At 59.7% G+C, this 14723-nt stretch carries 14 protein-coding genes; 10 read left to right on the top strand and 4 right to left on the bottom strand.

The genetic code is table 11. The annotated features are described in order from the left end of the window. Positions 1-82 precede the first annotated feature (82 nt). The 4 genes from zwf (at position 83) to ACX3YD_RS05605 (ending at position 3850) form a co-directional block, all read left to right on the top strand. Positions 83-1552, top strand: coding sequence for a glucose-6-phosphate dehydrogenase (gene zwf / locus ACX3YD_RS05590; protein WP_090464576.1), 1470 nt, complete (start codon positions 83-85; stop codon positions 1550-1552). After that, positions 1539-2252 carry a 6-phosphogluconolactonase gene (gene pgl, locus ACX3YD_RS05595; RefSeq protein ID WP_458959431.1) on the top strand — a complete coding sequence of 238 codons (714 nt, stop codon included), beginning with the start codon at positions 1539-1541 and terminating at the stop codon, positions 2250-2252. The genes zwf and pgl overlap by 14 nt, the downstream gene beginning before the upstream one ends. A 17-nt stretch (positions 2253-2269) precedes the next feature. Continuing rightward, the gene (locus tag ACX3YD_RS05600; RefSeq protein ID WP_090464570.1) at positions 2270-2935 is read left to right on the top strand and encodes a bifunctional 4-hydroxy-2-oxoglutarate aldolase/2-dehydro-3-deoxy-phosphogluconate aldolase; all 666 of its coding nucleotides are present in this window, start codon (positions 2270-2272) and stop codon (positions 2933-2935) included. A 198-nt stretch (positions 2936-3133) separates the two neighbouring features. Next, positions 3134-3850 (top strand): intradiol ring-cleavage dioxygenase, encoded by a 717-nt coding sequence (locus ACX3YD_RS05605; RefSeq protein WP_458959432.1) that lies wholly within the window; start codon positions 3134-3136, stop codon positions 3848-3850. A 1-nt stretch (position 3851) separates the two neighbouring features. On the opposite strand, the gene ACX3YD_RS05610 is transcribed toward ACX3YD_RS05605, so the two are convergent. Together ACX3YD_RS05610 and ACX3YD_RS05615 are read right to left on the bottom strand one after the other, a co-directional pair. Further along, positions 3852-5033 carry an aminotransferase class V-fold PLP-dependent enzyme gene (locus ACX3YD_RS05610; protein WP_458959433.1) on the bottom strand — a complete coding sequence of 394 codons (1182 nt, stop codon included), beginning with the start codon at positions 5031-5033 and terminating at the stop codon, positions 3852-3854. 23 nt (positions 5034-5056) lie between these two features. Beyond that, positions 5057-5293 carry a DUF3820 family protein gene (locus tag ACX3YD_RS05615; protein ID WP_008056784.1) on the bottom strand — a complete coding sequence of 79 codons (237 nt, stop codon included), beginning with the start codon at positions 5291-5293 and terminating at the stop codon, positions 5057-5059. 204 nt (positions 5294-5497) lie between these two features. Here ACX3YD_RS05615 and ACX3YD_RS05620 point away from each other — a divergent pair, with 204 nt between their 5' ends. The 4 genes from ACX3YD_RS05620 to ACX3YD_RS05635 all read left to right on the top strand — a co-directional run bounded on the left by ACX3YD_RS05620 (position 5498) and on the right by ACX3YD_RS05635 (position 9176). Next, a complete protein-coding gene (locus tag ACX3YD_RS05620) occupies positions 5498-5965 on the top strand; it encodes a ferritin-like domain-containing protein (protein ID WP_090464560.1) in 468 nt (155 codons plus the stop codon). Positions 5966-6120: 155 nt separating this feature from the next. Next, positions 6121-8109, top strand: a complete 1989-nt coding sequence (locus tag ACX3YD_RS05625) for an FUSC family protein (RefSeq protein WP_458959434.1) — start codon at positions 6121-6123, stop codon at positions 8107-8109. Next, complete coding sequence (locus tag ACX3YD_RS05630; RefSeq protein ID WP_047532442.1) at positions 8096-8302, top strand: DUF1656 domain-containing protein; 207 nt, start codon at positions 8096-8098, stop codon at positions 8300-8302. The genes ACX3YD_RS05625 and ACX3YD_RS05630 overlap by 14 nt, the downstream gene beginning before the upstream one ends. A 10-nt stretch (positions 8303-8312) precedes the next feature. After that, positions 8313-9176: an efflux RND transporter periplasmic adaptor subunit gene (locus ACX3YD_RS05635; RefSeq protein WP_103406528.1), complete on the top strand. Its 864-nt coding sequence runs from the start codon at positions 8313-8315 to the stop codon at positions 9174-9176. Between the two features lie 50 nt (positions 9177-9226). Here the strand turns inward: ACX3YD_RS05635 and ACX3YD_RS05640 are convergent, their stop codons facing one another. Together ACX3YD_RS05640 and ACX3YD_RS05645 are read right to left on the bottom strand one after the other, a co-directional pair. Further along, positions 9227-9697 carry a MaoC family dehydratase gene (locus ACX3YD_RS05640; RefSeq protein ID WP_007974451.1) on the bottom strand — a complete coding sequence of 157 codons (471 nt, stop codon included), beginning with the start codon at positions 9695-9697 and terminating at the stop codon, positions 9227-9229. 41 nt (positions 9698-9738) lie between these two features. Next, complete coding sequence (locus ACX3YD_RS05645) at positions 9739-10683, bottom strand: alpha/beta hydrolase (protein ID WP_458959435.1); 945 nt, start codon at positions 10681-10683, stop codon at positions 9739-9741. 250 nt (positions 10684-10933) lie between these two features. On the opposite strand from ACX3YD_RS05645, the gene fadD2 reads away from it, so the two are divergent. Together fadD2 and fadD1 are read left to right on the top strand one after the other, a co-directional pair. Further along, complete coding sequence (fadD2, locus tag ACX3YD_RS05650; protein ID WP_458959436.1) at positions 10934-12622, top strand: long-chain-fatty-acid--CoA ligase FadD2; 1689 nt, start codon at positions 10934-10936, stop codon at positions 12620-12622. Positions 12623-13008: 386 nt separating this feature from the next. Then, the gene (fadD1, locus tag ACX3YD_RS05655) at positions 13009-14706 is read left to right on the top strand and encodes a long-chain-fatty-acid--CoA ligase FadD1 (RefSeq protein WP_458959437.1); all 1698 of its coding nucleotides are present in this window, start codon (positions 13009-13011) and stop codon (positions 14704-14706) included. Positions 14707-14723 lie beyond the last annotated feature (17 nt).

A 14723-nucleotide genomic window follows, 5' to 3' on the forward strand; every position in this document is an offset into this window, starting at 1 on the left:
TTGTGGTTATTACTACATTTTCCCTTGAGTGATGCCTTGAAAAAAGGTATTTGTAGCTTAACTTGATAAAAGAACAAACATCATGCCTTCGATTACGGTTGAACCGTGCACCTTCGCCTTGTTCGGCGCCCTTGGCGATCTGGCCTTGCGCAAGCTGTTTCCTGCCCTTTATCAACTCGACGGTGCGGGCCTCCTGCACGAGGACACGCGGATCATCGCGCTGGCCCGTGAGCCGGGCGATGAACAGCAGCATCTGGCGTTCATCAGCGCCGAACTGCGCCGCTACGTCGGTGCCAAAGAGCTGGACGAAGCCGTGGTCGAACGCTTCCTGGCGCGCCTGAGCTACCTGCACGTCGATTTCCTCAACGCCGACGACTATGTGGCCCTGGCTGAAATGGCTGGCAGCGCGCAGCGGGTCATTGCCTATTTCGCCACGCCGGCAGCGGTGTATGGCGCGATCTGCGAAAACCTGGCGAAGGTCGGCCTGGCGGAAAACACCCGCGTGGTGCTGGAAAAACCTATCGGTTCGGACCTGGAATCCTCGCGCAAGGTCAACGATGCCGTGGCGCAGTTCTTCCCGGAAAACCGCACCTATCGCATCGACCACTACCTGGGCAAGGAAACCGTCCAGAACCTGATCGCCCTGCGTTTCGCCAACAGCCTGTTCGAAACCCAGTGGAACCAGAACTACATCTCCCACGTGGAAATCACCGTGGCCGAGAAGGTCGGGATCGAAGGCCGCTGGGGTTACTTCGACAAGGCCGGTCAGCTGCGGGACATGATCCAGAATCACCTGCTGCAACTGCTCTGCCTGATCGCCATGGACCCGCCGGCCGACCTGTCCGCCGACAGCATCCGCGACGAGAAAGTCAAAGTCCTCAAGGCGCTGGCGCCGATCAGTCCGGAAGGCCTGACCACTCAAGTGGTGCGCGGCCAATACATCGCCGGCTACAGCGAAGGCAAACCGGTACCGGGTTACCTGGAAGAGCCAAATTCCAACACCCAGAGCGACACCGAAACCTTCGTCGCCTTGCGTGCCGATATCCGCAACTGGCGCTGGGCCGGCGTGCCGTTCTATCTGCGTACCGGCAAGCGCATGCCGCAGAAGCTCTCGCAGATTGTCATCCACTTCAAGGAACCGTCGCATTACATCTTCGCTCCCGAGCAGCGCCTGCAAATCAGCAACAAGCTGATTATCCGCCTGCAACCGGACGAAGGCATTTCCTTGCGTGTGATGACCAAAGAACAAGGCCTGGACAAGGGCATGCAGTTGCGCAGCGGTCCGTTGCAGCTGAATTTTTCCGACACCTGGCGCAGTGCACGGATTCCCGATGCCTACGAGCGGTTGTTGTTGGAAGTGATGCGCGGCAATCAGAACCTGTTTGTCCGTAAAGATGAAATCGAAGCCGCGTGGAAGTGGTGTGACCAGTTGATCGCCGGATGGAAAAAATCCGGTGATGCGCCCAAGCCGTACGCGGCCGGGTCCTGGGGGCCGATGAGCTCCATTGCTCTGATCACGCGGGACGGGAGGTCGTGGTATGGCGATATCTGATTTGAAACTGCCTCAGGGCGTCAGCGCCCGTGAGTTCAAGAACCCGGTGCAATTGGCCGAAGGCCTGGCGCTGGGCGTGGCCAAGCAATTGCGCGAGGCGATCGACACCCAGGGCACCGCAACGCTGGTGGTGTCCGGTGGTCGCAGCCCGGTGGCCTTTTTTCAGCACCTGGCCAAGCAGCCACTGGACTGGTCGAACGTGGTGGTCAGCCTGGCTGATGAGCGTTGGGTCCCGGTCGAGCACGCCGACAGCAATGCCGGCCTGCTGAAGAAGTATCTGCTGCAAGGCCCGGCGGCCAAGGCGCAGTTCCTGAGTCTGTACAGCGCCACCGCCAACCTGGAACAAGCCGCCGAGAATGCTGACCGTTTGCTCTCCGAGCTACCCGTGATTGACGTGCTGGTGCTGGGCATGGGCGACGACGGTCACACCGCATCCCTGTTCCCCAATAGCCCGAACCTTGCCGACGCCTTGAAAGCCGATGGCACGCGTCGTTGCTACCCGATGCTGGCGCCGACCGTGCCGCATCAGCGCCTGACCATGAGTCGCGCGCTGCTGGCTTCGGCCAAACATAAAGTGCTGTCGATTTCCGGTCAGTCCAAGCTGACCACCCTGAACACCGCATTGGCCGGCGATGATGTCGCCGAATTGCCGATTCGCGCATTTTTGCAACCCACGTTAGAGATTTACTGGTGCCCATGAGCCAAGGAACAGCCGCTATGAAAAACCCATCCCCGACCGTTTCCATGGCGGACAAAGTTGCCCTGATCGACGACCTCTGCGCCAGGGCGCGGATTCTGCCGGTCATCACCATCGCTCGTGAGCAGGACGTTCTGCCGCTGGCCGATGCGCTCGCCGCTGGCGGCCTGACCGCGCTGGAAGTGACCCTGCGTTCGCAGTTCGGCCTCAAGGCCATTCAGATCCTGCGTGAGCAGCGTCCGGAACTGGTGACCGGTGCCGGCACCGTGCTCGACCGCCACATGCTGGCGGCCGCGGAAGCTGCCGGTTCGCAGTTCATCGTGACGCCGGGCATTACCCGTGACCTGCTGGAAGCCAGCGTCGCCAGCCCGATCCCGCTGTTGCCGGGTATCAGCAATGCGTCGGGCATCATGGAGGGCTACGGTCTGGGCTATCGCCGCTTCAAGCTGTTTCCGGCGGAAGTCAGCGGCGGCGTCGCGGCCATCAAGGCCTTGGGCGGCCCGTTCGGCGAAGTGAAATTCTGCCCGACCGGCGGTGTCGGCCCGGCCAACATCAAAAGCTACATGGCGCTGAAAAACGTCATGTGCGTGGGCGGTAGCTGGATGCTTGATCCTGAATGGATCAAGAACGGCGACTGGGCCCGCATTCAGGAGTGCACCGCCGAAGCTCTGGCGCTGCTGGACTGATCCGCTTCACCTGACACCTCGTTGTGTGTTCTACGGCTTTTCGGTGCGCTTGGTCGGTGCACCGTTTTTTTTGCCCGCAAAAAAGCAGGTGGGAACGAGCCCGTTCGCTCCCACAGGGACATCATGCGATACATAGTTACCGCGTGACGTGTTTTGGCCAGTGCTAGCCTGCGTTCTTCTTATGGAAGAGAGAACGTCATGGACGACAACACCTCAGCAACACCTGTTTACCTGCTTTCACCGGAACAGATAGCCGGTCCCTATTTCCGCAACCCGAAACTGATCAGGCGCAATATCAGCGAAGGCGCCGACGGCATCCCGTTGGTGTTGCGGCTGGCCATAGTCGACGCCATGACCGGCCAGCCCGTTCCCGATGCGCTGGTGGATATCTGGCACTGCAATGCGCGCGGGGCATACTCCGGTTGGAGCAAGGTCAATCCGGATGTGGAAGTCGATGCCGGAGACATCGGCTCGGTCCCGCGAACCGACGACGATACTTACCTGCGCGGCGGGCAATTCACCGACAAGAAAGGCATCGCCCGGTTCACCACGATCTGTCCGGGGTTTTATGCCGGGCGTGCCTTGCATATCCACGTCGCCGTTCGCATCACCAGCGGTAACAACTATCTGCAGGAGCGGCACGTCGCCTGGGTCGGTCAGTTGTACTTCCCCGAGGTCGCCGCGCGCTCGGTGCTCAATGCCCGGGAGTACAGCGGTCGCGCCATCCCTGCATTGAGTAACGATCAAGACCTTTACTACCAGAGCATGGGCGGCGAAGCCTCGACCCTGACCGTTCACACCCTCGGTCGAGACTCGAATGAAGACGGCTTTTTCGGGCAGGTGACCATCGGCATCGACACCTTTGCAGTGTCATCCCAGATCAAGCCCGAGGACTTCGACAAGTACACGGTGTGAGTCAACTCAGTTCGGTCAGCGCCGTGATCAGTTGTGCCATGTCGGCAGCGGTGGTGGTCAGTCCCGGCGTAATGCGAATGCAGGGACCGCAGGCCGCACCGCTGCGCACCACGGTGAACAGGTTGTAGTCGTTGAGCAGCCGCTCGACCATCGACTGCTGATCGTTGTGTGCGGTGAAACGCATCGAGGTGATGCCGCAATACAGCCTTGGGTCATCCGGTGTCAGCACTTCAATGCCCGGCAGCTCACGCGCCGCTCGAACCCACAGGTTGCGCAGGTAATTGAGCCGTGTACCCTTGGCGGCGGCGCCGCCCATGGCCCAATGCTCCTCCAGCACCAGCGGCAAGGTCAGCAACGCCGGGATGTTCGGGGTGCTGTAGGGCGTACGGGCGCGAATGTCGGTTATCGGGAAATGCATCTCGCCCATGTCCGGGTCGATGTCGCCCAGGCGTTCAGGGGCAATGTAGAGGAAGCCCAGGGTCAGTGGCGCACCGATCCATTTGTGCAGGTTATAGGCCGCGAAGGCGATGCCCAGCTCCTTGAGATCGAACGCCAACTGGCCCAATGCATGGGCGCCGTCGAGGATTACGTCGACCCCGTGTTCCCTGGCTGCGGCGGCAATCGCCTTGACCGGCATCACCAGACCGGTGCGATGGGTGACATGGGTCAGGGCCATCAGCTTGAGCCGTGGATAACGCACGAAAGCTTCGCGATAGGTGGTCAGCAAACTGTCGAAACTGGCGGGATGCCGGTGTTCGATCTCGATCACTTCGACGCCACGGTGACGGGCCAGCCAGCGCATGGCGCCCTTGACCGTGTCGTATTCCAGATCACATACCAGCACCTGGTCGCCCGGCTGCAAGCGGTTGTAGTTGCGGATCAGTGACTGCAAGCCGTCCGAGGCGTTTCGTGTAAGCGCCACCGCGTCGGCGGGCACATCAATCAGTCCGGCCACCCGCGCACGGATCTTCAGGCCGTCACTCGCCTCGAAGCGCTGGCGTACATAGACCGAGTTACTGCGGTTGATCAGTTCGATGTTGCGCTGATACTCCTCGACCACCGTGCGCGACATGCGTCCGAAGTAACCATTTTCCAGGTTGATCGGGCCGGGCTGGACATCGTAGCGGTCGGCAAACGTCCGCCAGAAGGATTCATCACGGGCGCGGCGGGTGTTATCGGGCATGGGCAACTCGATGAGTGGACATTTCAGTGACGTGGCGCGGGTTTGCCGTGTTTGGCACGCAAGGGTTCGAGCAATTCAGACAAACCGTTGTGATCGATTTCCTGCATCAGGGCCAACAGACCGCCCAGTTCGCCGTGGGGAAATCCTTCCCGGGCAAACCAGTTCAGGTAGGGGCCGGGCAGGTCGGCAATGATTCGACCCTTGTATTTGCCGAAGGGCATCTGGCGAGTTATCAGCAGTTCGAGCTTTTCAGGGTTCATCAATCAATCGTCTGGATTCAATCAGTCTGGAAAATACAGGCATTCTGCATGCAGGCCAAATGACAGATCATGCAAAAGAAACGGATACAGATTTAACCGATATTCATAACCACTTGAAATAAAAGGAGTAATTGGTCGGTAGAAAGCTGGCATGCGAGGTGCAACACCTCTTGCAACTTTCATCCACCCGCAAGGAATTGAAAAATGACTGACATGAATAAAGAAGCGATTTCTGTACTCAACGACCTGATTGAAACCAGCAAGGACGGTCAGGAAGGGTTCAAGACTTGCGCTGAAGACATCAAACACCCTGAACTTAAAACCCTGTTCGTGCAACGTTCTGCAGAGTGCGCCACGGCGGCTTCTGAACTGCAAAGTGCGGTTCGTTCCATGGGCGGCGATCCGGAAACCTCCACCAGTGTCAGTGGTGACTTGCACCGTCGCTGGGTTGACGTGAAGTCGATGTTCACCGGCAAGGACGAAGAAGCGGTGCTCAATGAAGCCGAGCGTGGCGAAGACCATGCGCTGAAGGCCTACCGAGACGCCATGGAAAAAATCAACAAGCATAATCTGGTGGGCATTCGCGACCTCGTTGAGCGTCAGTACCACGGTGTGCAGCGCAATCACGATCAAGTGAAAGTCCTGCGTAACCAGGCACGCGCACGTTCATAAGCGTACGTTTGCTGTCAAAAACGCCAGCCAGTCTGGCGTTTTTTTGTGCCTGTGAATTAGCGCTGGACGGGACATCGATAGCTAACTAATAATTTGTTTCTCAAGTTTTCACCGAAGCCGTCTATCGTTAAATCGTCCTTCCAAGAGTCCCTTTCGTGCCCATCACTTTCCAGGCTTTATTGGCGCCTGACCGCCGCGCTGTGCAGTTCGCGATCAAGACCCTGATCGGCGGAGGCCTGGCGCTGTGGCTGGCCTTGCGCTGGGGACTGGAGCAACCGGCCTGGGCGCTGATGACGGCGTTCATCGTGGCGCAGCCATTGTCCGGCATGGTGCTGCAAAAGGGCCTGGCGCGGCTGTTGGGCACATTGATCGGGACGATCATGTCGGTGGTGTTCATGGGCGCTTTCGCCCAGACGCCGTGGTTGTTCCTGTTGGCCCTGGCGCTGTGGCTCGGACTGTGTACGGCGAGTTCGACCCTGCTGCGCAGCGCCTGGTCTTATTCATTTGTGCTGGCCGGGTACACGGTGGCGATCATTGCTTTGCCGGCCATTGCCCATCCGCTGACAGTGTTCGATCAGGCGGTGGCGCGATGCACGGAAATTTGCCTGGGGATTGTCTGTGCCACGGCCAGCAGTGCCTTGCTCTGGCCGATGCGGGTCGAGCTGCAACTGGCCGATCAGGCCCGTGCGGCCTGGCGCAGCGGTATGAACGCCGCGCGGGCGACCCTGGCCGGCGATGGCCAGGCGCGCAAGGACTTGCTGGAAATCCTCGGCAGAATCGTCGCGGTAGACGCCCAGCGCGAACACGCCTGGTTCGAAGGCCATCGTGGCCGGCAACGTGCGCGGGCCATCAGCGGTCTGAGCCAGAAGTTGTTGATGTTGCTGCGCATCGCCCGTTCGGTTCGTCGTCAGTGGAAGCAGTTGGAGCCCCAGGAGTCGGCGCAATTATCGCCCTGGATGCACGAAGTCCAGGAAGCGCTCGGCAGCGGCGATCCCGCGCTATTGCAAGCCTTGCGCCCACGCTTGCTGGAGGCGTCCCATGCGCGGCACATCAGCTCCGCGCAAAGTTACTGCCTGGTGCGGTTGACCTTGTTGATGGACACCGCGCTGGCGGCCGGTACCGCGTTGCAAGCGGTGGAGCAGGGGGGGGAGTCCCTCGACCCGCCAAGATCCCTGACCCCACACCGTGACCTGTCCCTGGCGCTGGTGTTCGGTGCCCGCAGCGCGCTGGCCTTTCTGGTGGTTTCGTGTTTCTGGCTCGCGACGGCATGGCCCGCCGCGGCCGGGGCGCTATTGCTGACGTGTGTGGTGTGCAGCCTGTTCGCCAGCCGCGAGAACGGCGCGCAGATCGGCATGAGTTTCATGCGCGGGATTTTTCTGGCCCTTCCGGCGGCGTTTATCGTCGGACAGATTCTGCTGCCGCAATGGAGCAGTTTCGCGATGCTCTGTCTGGGCTTGGGCGTGCCATTGTTTTTCGGAGCGCTGGGCATGGCCAAACCGCAGATTGGCGCCACGGCGACTTCGTTCTGTCTGCACTTCATTGTGCTGGTGGCGCCGTTGAATCAGATGAAGTTCGACGTCGCCGTGTTTTTCAACAGTGCACAAGCCATGGTGATAGGCGTCGGTGCGGCGGTGCTGGCGTTTCATTTACTGATCCTGCGCAACCCGACCTGGCATGCCCGACGCCTGTTGGCCGCGACCCTTGGCGACCTGGTACGCCTGACCCGGCGCAATCTTGCCGGCGCCGAGAGCTGGTTCGGCGGACGCATGGCCGACCGTTTGCTGCAATTGGCGCGGCATTATCCGGAGCTGCCTGAGCCAGCACGCAGTCGCTGGGACGATGGCTTGCTCGGCCTGGATATCGGCGATGAATTGTTGCACCTGCGCTTGAGCCTGGCAGTGGCGCAGGTGCCGGTGACCGCACCGCAACGGCACTACCTGGAGCACCTGGAAAAAGTCCTGCAACAAGGTCCGGCTGGCAGTCGCGCCGAAGCGTTGGCCGAGCCGAGCCAAGCGTTGCTGCAGTCCTTGTACGCCTTGCCCCCCGATGACGCGGTGAAGCTGGCTCAGGGCGCGGTGCTGCAATTGCAAAACAGCTGGCGTACGTGGTGCCGCCAGCAGGAGGACGTCGATGGGCTTGCGTGAGTGGTCGGTGGGCGGGGTACTGCTCAGCCCGTTTCTGATTTATGTGGTACTGGCGTTGCTGGTCACCGGCGCCTTGCGCCTGTTGTTGCGGCTGACCCCGGTGAGCCGCTGGATCTGGCATGAAGCATTGTTTGATTGCGCCTTGTACGTCTGTGTATTGACCGTGATCACCTTCGTCCTCGGTCCCTTATAAGGAGTTGAATATGCGTACCTCCGTACGTGTCGCGGTAACCCTGTGTCTGGTGGCGGTGGCGATTTTTGCCGGGTTCCATTTATGGCAGTACTACATGCTCACGCCCTGGACTCGCGACGCGCGAATTCGTGCCGATGTGGTGGTGATTTCCCCGGACGTGTCGGGTTGGGTGCGTGAACTCAAGGCGTATGACAACCAGCAGGTGAAGGCCGGCGACCTGTTGTTGAGTATCGACCGTGACCGTTTCGAAGCCGCGCTGGAAAAGGCCCAGGCGGTGGTGCAGACCCGTCAGCAGCAACTCAATCTGCGCGAGCGCGAAGCCAGCCGTCGCGCCAGCCTCGGGCCGCAAGCGATCAGCGCCGAACTGCGTGAAAACGCGCAAATCAACGCGGGCATTGCCCGTGGCGAACTGCGTGAAGCCCAGGCCGAAGCCAAGATGGCACAAATCAATCTGGACCGCAGCCAGGTCCACGCGCCGCGCAATGGCCATATCACCAACCTGCGCCTGGCCGAAGGCAATTATGTGAATGCCGGGCAATCGGTCATGGCGTTGATCGACGATTCGACCTTCTATGTGCAGGCGTATTTCGAAGAAACCAAACTGCCGCGGATTCGCGTCGGCGATCCGGTGAAGGTCTGGTTGATGAGCGCCGGGGAGGCGTTGCAGGGACATGTGGAGAGCATCAGCCGCGGGATTACCGATCGCAATACAACGCCTGATGGTCAATTGCTGGCGGAAGTGGAGCCGACCTTCAACTGGGTCAGGCTGGCGCAACGGATTCCGGTGCGGATCAAACTGGACCATGTGCCCGAAGGGCTGAATCTGAGTGCGGGCATGACGGCGAGCGTGCAGGTGCAGGAGGGTGCGCGCTAAATTGTGCCCGTGGCGAGGGAGCAAGCGCCATCGCCACGGGGCAGGGGGGATCAACCGATGCTGATGGCCGGCAACTCGGTCAGGGTTACGCTCTGCTGTTTGCGCGGCGCCAGAATTTCCGCTTCGCCATCCACCACCAGTTCATCACGCTGGTTGAACACGCGGGTGGCAATGCGCACCCGAAACTTCGGCAGCTTTTCGAGAATCTCCAGACGCACGGTCAGGGTGTCGCCAATTTTCACCGGCTTCTGAAAGCTCATCTGTTGACCGATATAAATCGTGCCCGGCCCGGGCAACTCGCAAGCCACTGCCGCACTGATCAGCGCGCCGCTGAACATGCCGTGGGCGATACGTTCCTTGAACATGGTGCTGGCGGCGTATTCGGCGTCCAGGTGTACCGGATTGTGGTCGCCCGACATCGCGGCGAACAACTGGATGTCGCGCTCTTCGACGGTCTTGCTGAAGCTGGCGGTCTGGCCGACTTCAAGGGCTTCGTAAGGGGTGTTGGTAACCTGGGTCATCTGTCTCAATTCCTGTGACGAATAAAAAAATTCACAAAAAACTATTCGGCTCGGTGTGGACGACGATGGCTCAAGACCTGGGCGATCCAGGCCAGCACATCGGCGGTCACTTCATCGCGGTTGCTTTCATTGAACAGTTCATGCCGAGCCTGCGGGTAAATAGTCAGTTGCAGGCTCTGGCTGCCGGCCTTGCGCAAGGCATTGGCCAGATCTGTCAGACGTTTGCCTTCGCTCACCGGATCACATTCGCCGCCAATCACCAGCAACGGCAGGCCCGGATCGATCTGAGCGAGATTGGACGCTTTGCTGATTTGCTGCAACCCGCCGAGCAAATCGATCCACAGCTGATTGGTGCAACGGAAGCCGCAGAGCGGATCGTTGGCGTACAAGTCGACCTCCTTCGGATCGCGGCTGAGCCAGTCGAACCGGGTACGCGCCGGTTTGAACTTCTTGTTGAACGAGCCGAATGACAACCATTCGATCAGGGCGCTGCGGCCCTTGGGGCCTTGGCGCAGGCGTTCGAACCGGGCGATTTGCCGCGCCGCGCGATAAAGCGCAACGGGCTGGAAATTCGATCCACTGAGAATTGCCCCATGCAGGCTGGCACTGTGATGCAGCAAATAAGCCTGGGCAATGTAGCTGCCCATGCTGTGACCGAGCAGCACAATCGGCATGTCGGGATGCTGCTGGCCGATGTGCTGGTTGAGGCACGCCAGATCACCCACCACTTTGCTCCAGCCATCGCTATCGGCGAAATGACCGAGGGTCCCGTGTTCGGCAGTTTTGCCATGTCCGCGCAAATCCGGCGCATACACGCCATAACCCTGTTCGCAGAGTTTTTCCGCCAGACGCGCATACCGCCCACTGTGTTCCGCCATGCCATGAGCCAGCAAAATCAATGCCTTGGGAGTGCCTGCCGGTAGCCACTGGTTGACGAAGAGACGGCTGTGATCGCTGGTGGTCAGCCAGAAAGTGTCGTGGATCATGGCGTTTCCTTTGCTGGGGCATGGTACGTGCGGCTTGCAACCCAAGTGTATAGCGCATCCTGCGTCGGGCGTCTGATCTGCTCACGCCATGGGACGAAGATTCACACGATCTATGACGATCGTGCGCGTATTTGCCTGATTCGACATAGCTGCTAGTGTCCGTGAAGCTCCGCTTTTCGCTTTCTGCTTTTAAGAAATGACAGAGACAGAAAAGTGGCCCGGATAGGTTCAGGTAAAGAGGACAAGAACAATGCAACCTGATTTCTGGAATGACAAACGCCCGGCCGGCGTGCCCCTGGACATTGATGCGGGCGCCTATAAGTCGGTGATCGAGGTGTTCGAACGTTCCTGCAAGAAGTTTGCTGATCGCCCGGCGTTCAGCAACATGGGTGTCACCCTGACCTACGCTGAGCTGGAACGCTATAGCGCCGCCTTCGCCGGTTACCTGCAAGCCCACACCGACCTGGTGCCGGGGGATCGCATCGCGGTGCAGATGCCCAACGTCCTGCATTACCCGATCGCCGTGTTCGGCGCCTTGCGCGCCGGGTTGATCGTGGTCAACACCAACCCGCTGTACACCGCGCGGGAAATGCGTCATCAGTTCAAGGACTCCGGTGCCCGGGCGCTGGTGTACCTGAACATGTTCGGTGCCAAAGTCCAGGAAGTAGTGCCTGACACCGACCTGCAGTACCTGATCGAAGCGAAGATGGGCGACCTGATGCCCGCCGCCAAGGGCTGGCTGGTCAATACCATGGTGAGCAAGGTCAAGAAAATGGTCCCGGCCTATCACTTGCCCCAGGCGATTTCCTTCAAGAGTGCACTGCGCATGGGCCGGGGCCTGGGGATCAAGCCGTTGAACGCCGGCCTCGATGACATCGCGGTGCTGCAATACACCGGTGGCACCACCGGCCTGGCCAAGGGCGCGATGCTGACCCACGGCAACCTGGTGGCCAATATGCAGCAGGCGCGGGCCTGCCTCAGTCAGACCGCTGTCGATGGCCACCCGCTGCTGCGCGAAGGTCAGGAAGTGATGATCGCGCCGCTGCCGCTTTACCACATCTATGCCTTCACGGCGAACTGCATGTGCATGATGGTGACCGGCAACCACAACGTGCTGATCACCAATCCACGGGACATCGGCGGCTTTATCAAGGAGCTGAAAAACTGGCGGTTCTCGGCATTGCTGGGGCTCAACACGCTGTTTGTCGCGCTGATGGATCACCCGGATTTCAAGACCCTGGATTTCTCCAGCCTCAAGCTCACCAACTCCGGCGGCACCGCACTGGTCAAGGCCACCGCCGAGCGCTGGGAGCAAATGACCGGGTGCCGGATCACCGAAGGCTACGGCCTGACGGAAACCTCGCCGGTGGCCTGCACCAACCCCTATGGCGACCAGTCGCGCATCGGCACGGTTGGCTTGCCGGTGCCGGGCACCACGCTGAAGGTCATCAACGATGAAGGCGTCGAGCAGCCGTTGGGCGAGCGCGGCGAGCTGTGCATCAAAGGCCCGCAGATCATGAAAGGCTACTGGCAGAAGCCCGAAGCCACCGCCGAAGTGCTGGATGCCGAGGGCTGGTTCAAGTCCGGCGACATTGCCGTGATCGACCCGGACGGGTTTGTGCGTATCGTCGATCGCAAGAAGGACATGATCATCGTTTCGGGTTTCAACGTGTACCCGAACGAGATTGAAGACGTGGTCATGGCCCACCCGAAAGTCGCCAACTGCGCGGTCATCGGGGTGCCGGACGAGCGCTCGGGCGAAGCGGTGAAGTTGTTTGTGGTGGCCCGTGAAACGGGGGTCAGCCTTGAAGAGCTGAAGGCGTACTGCAAGGAAAACTTCACGGCGTACAAAGTGCCCAAGCACATCGTGTTGCGTGAGTCGTTGCCCATGACGCCGGTGGGCAAGATCTTGCGGCGGGAGTTGCGTGATATCGCTTGATCGATGAATGACCACGCTTTGCGTGGATCCTGTAGGAGCGAGCCCGCTCGCGATGGTCTTGAACGATGACGCGTAAACTCAGATGCCCCGCAACGGCCTCCAGTTTTTCGCCAGCAGGCTCGCTCCTGCATTGATTTAAGCCCCGTTTTTCGGGGCTTTCAGCACTGTATAGAATTTTTGCTCTAAAATGACTGCTTGTCATTCTTGAGTCACAAAAGTGACCGTAGAGGCCGCTTTTGGCTCTAGTCGACCCTTGGCAAAGCTGCTACTCTCGGCGCGCTTTGTGACTTCTCGGCCTTGTAAAAAGCCAGACTCACCAATAAACACACCAATAATAATCGCATCAAATGCGGTGCTGAATTCGCGTTGCTGAGGAGTGGGCTTCCATGAACGAAGACTTTTGGAAGGATAAGTACCCAGCTGGAATTGCTGCCGACATCAATCCAGACGAGTACCCGAATATTCAGGCAGTGTTGAAGCAATCCTGCCAACGCTTCGCCAACAAGCAGGCGTTCAGCAACCTGGGCAAGACAATCACCTACGGTGAACTGTACGAATTGTCCGGTGCCTTTGCGGCTTACCTGCAACAGCATACCGATTTGCAGCCGGGCGATCGAATCGCCGTGCAACTGCCCAACGTGCTGCAATACCCGGTTGCCGTCTTTGGTGCCATCCGCGCGGGCTTGATCGTGGTCAATACCAACCCGCTGTACACCGCGCGGGAAATGGAACACCAGTTCAACGATTCCGGTGCCAAGGCCCTGGTGTGCCTGGCCAACATGGCGCACCTGGCCGAGACCGTCGTGCCGAAAACCGGCGTCAAGCACGTGATCGTCACCGAAGTGGCCGACCTGCTGCCACCGCTCAAGCGCCTGCTGATCAATAGCGTCATCAAATATGTGAAGAAGATGGTCCCGGCGTACCACCTGCCAAAAGCCGTCAAGTTCAATGATGTGTTGAGCAAGGGGCATGGCCAGCCAGTGGCGGAAGCCAGCCCGGCCAGCAGCGACGTGGCGGTGCTGCAATACACCGGCGGTACCACCGGCGTGGCCAAGGGCGCCATGCTGACCCACCGCAACCTGGTGGCGAACATGCTGCAGTGCAAGGCGCTCATGGGCTCCAACCTCAATGAAGGTTGCGAGATCCTGATCACGCCGCTGCCGCTGTACCACATCTATGCCTTCACCTTTCACTGCATGGCGATGATGCTGATCGGCAACCACAACATCCTGATCAGCAACCCGCGCGACTTGCCGGCGATGGTCAAGGAACTGTCGAAGTGGAAGTTCAGCGGTTTCGTCGGCCTCAACACCCTGTTCGTGGCCCTGTGCAATAACGAAGGCTTCCGCAAGCTGGACTTCTCGGCGCTGAAAGTGACCTTGTCCGGCGGTATGGCCCTGCAACTGGCGGCGGCCGAGCGCTGGAAAGCCGTCACCGGTTGCGCCATCTGCGAAGGCTACGGCATGACCGAAACCAGCCCGGTGGCGACAGTCAACCCGATCCAGAACATTCAGATCGGCACCATCGGCATTCCGGTGCCCTCGACCCTGTGCAAAGTCATCGACGATGCCGGTGTTGAACAGCCAATGGGCGAAATCGGCGAACTGTGCGTGAAAGGTCCGCAGGTCATGAAGGGCTACTGGCAGCGTCAGGACGCGACCGATGAAATCCTCGACAGCGAAGGCTGGTTGAAGACCGGGGACATTGCGCTGATCCAGCCGGATGGCTACATGCGCATTGTCGATCGCAAGAAAGACATGATCCTGGTGTCCGGTTTCAACGTTTACCCGAATGAACTCGAAGATGTACTGGCAACCTTGCCGGGCGTGTTGCAATGCGCGGCCATCGGCATTCCAGACGAGAAATCGGGGGAGGCGATCAAGATCTTCATCGTCGCCAAGCCAGGCGTGACGCTGACCAAGGAGCAGGTGATGGAGCACATGCGCGCCAACGTCACCGGCTACAAGGTGCCGCGCTCCGTGGAGTTCCGCGATGCATTGCCGACCACCAACGTTGGCAAGATCCTGCGTCGCGAGTTGCGTGATGAAGAGTTGAAGAAGATCAAGGCGAAGAACGCCGCTTAATCAAGAAGCCCCGCAGA

Source organism: Pseudomonas fluorescens group sp. PF-1, assembly GCF_054481335.1.

Excerpts from the sequence above, each read along its gene's own strand:
- fadD2 (WP_458959436.1), top strand. The coding sequence starts at position 10,934 with ATGCAACCTGATTTCTGGAATGACAAACGCCCGGCCGGCGTGCCCCTG.
- ACX3YD_RS05605 (WP_458959432.1), top strand. The coding sequence starts at position 3,134 with ATGGACGACAACACCTCAGCAACACCTGTTTACCTGCTTTCACCGGAA.
- ACX3YD_RS05615 (WP_008056784.1), bottom strand. The coding sequence starts at position 5,293 with ATGAACCCTGAAAAGCTCGAACTGCTGATAACTCGCCAGATGCCCTTC.
- fadD1 (WP_458959437.1), top strand. The coding sequence starts at position 13,009 with ATGAACGAAGACTTTTGGAAGGATAAGTACCCAGCTGGAATTGCTGCC.
- zwf (WP_090464576.1), top strand. The coding sequence starts at position 83 with ATGCCTTCGATTACGGTTGAACCGTGCACCTTCGCCTTGTTCGGCGCC.
- ACX3YD_RS05620 (WP_090464560.1), top strand. The coding sequence starts at position 5,498 with ATGACTGACATGAATAAAGAAGCGATTTCTGTACTCAACGACCTGATT.
- ACX3YD_RS05645 (WP_458959435.1), bottom strand. The coding sequence starts at position 10,683 with ATGATCCACGACACTTTCTGGCTGACCACCAGCGATCACAGCCGTCTC.
- ACX3YD_RS05630 (WP_047532442.1), top strand. The coding sequence starts at position 8,096 with ATGGGCTTGCGTGAGTGGTCGGTGGGCGGGGTACTGCTCAGCCCGTTT.
- ACX3YD_RS05640 (WP_007974451.1), bottom strand. The coding sequence starts at position 9,697 with ATGACCCAGGTTACCAACACCCCTTACGAAGCCCTTGAAGTCGGCCAG.
- ACX3YD_RS05610 (WP_458959433.1), bottom strand. The coding sequence starts at position 5,033 with ATGCCCGATAACACCCGCCGCGCCCGTGATGAATCCTTCTGGCGGACG.
- ACX3YD_RS05635 (WP_103406528.1), top strand. The coding sequence starts at position 8,313 with ATGCGTACCTCCGTACGTGTCGCGGTAACCCTGTGTCTGGTGGCGGTG.
- ACX3YD_RS05600 (WP_090464570.1), top strand. The coding sequence starts at position 2,270 with ATGAAAAACCCATCCCCGACCGTTTCCATGGCGGACAAAGTTGCCCTG.
- pgl (WP_458959431.1), top strand. The coding sequence starts at position 1,539 with ATGGCGATATCTGATTTGAAACTGCCTCAGGGCGTCAGCGCCCGTGAG.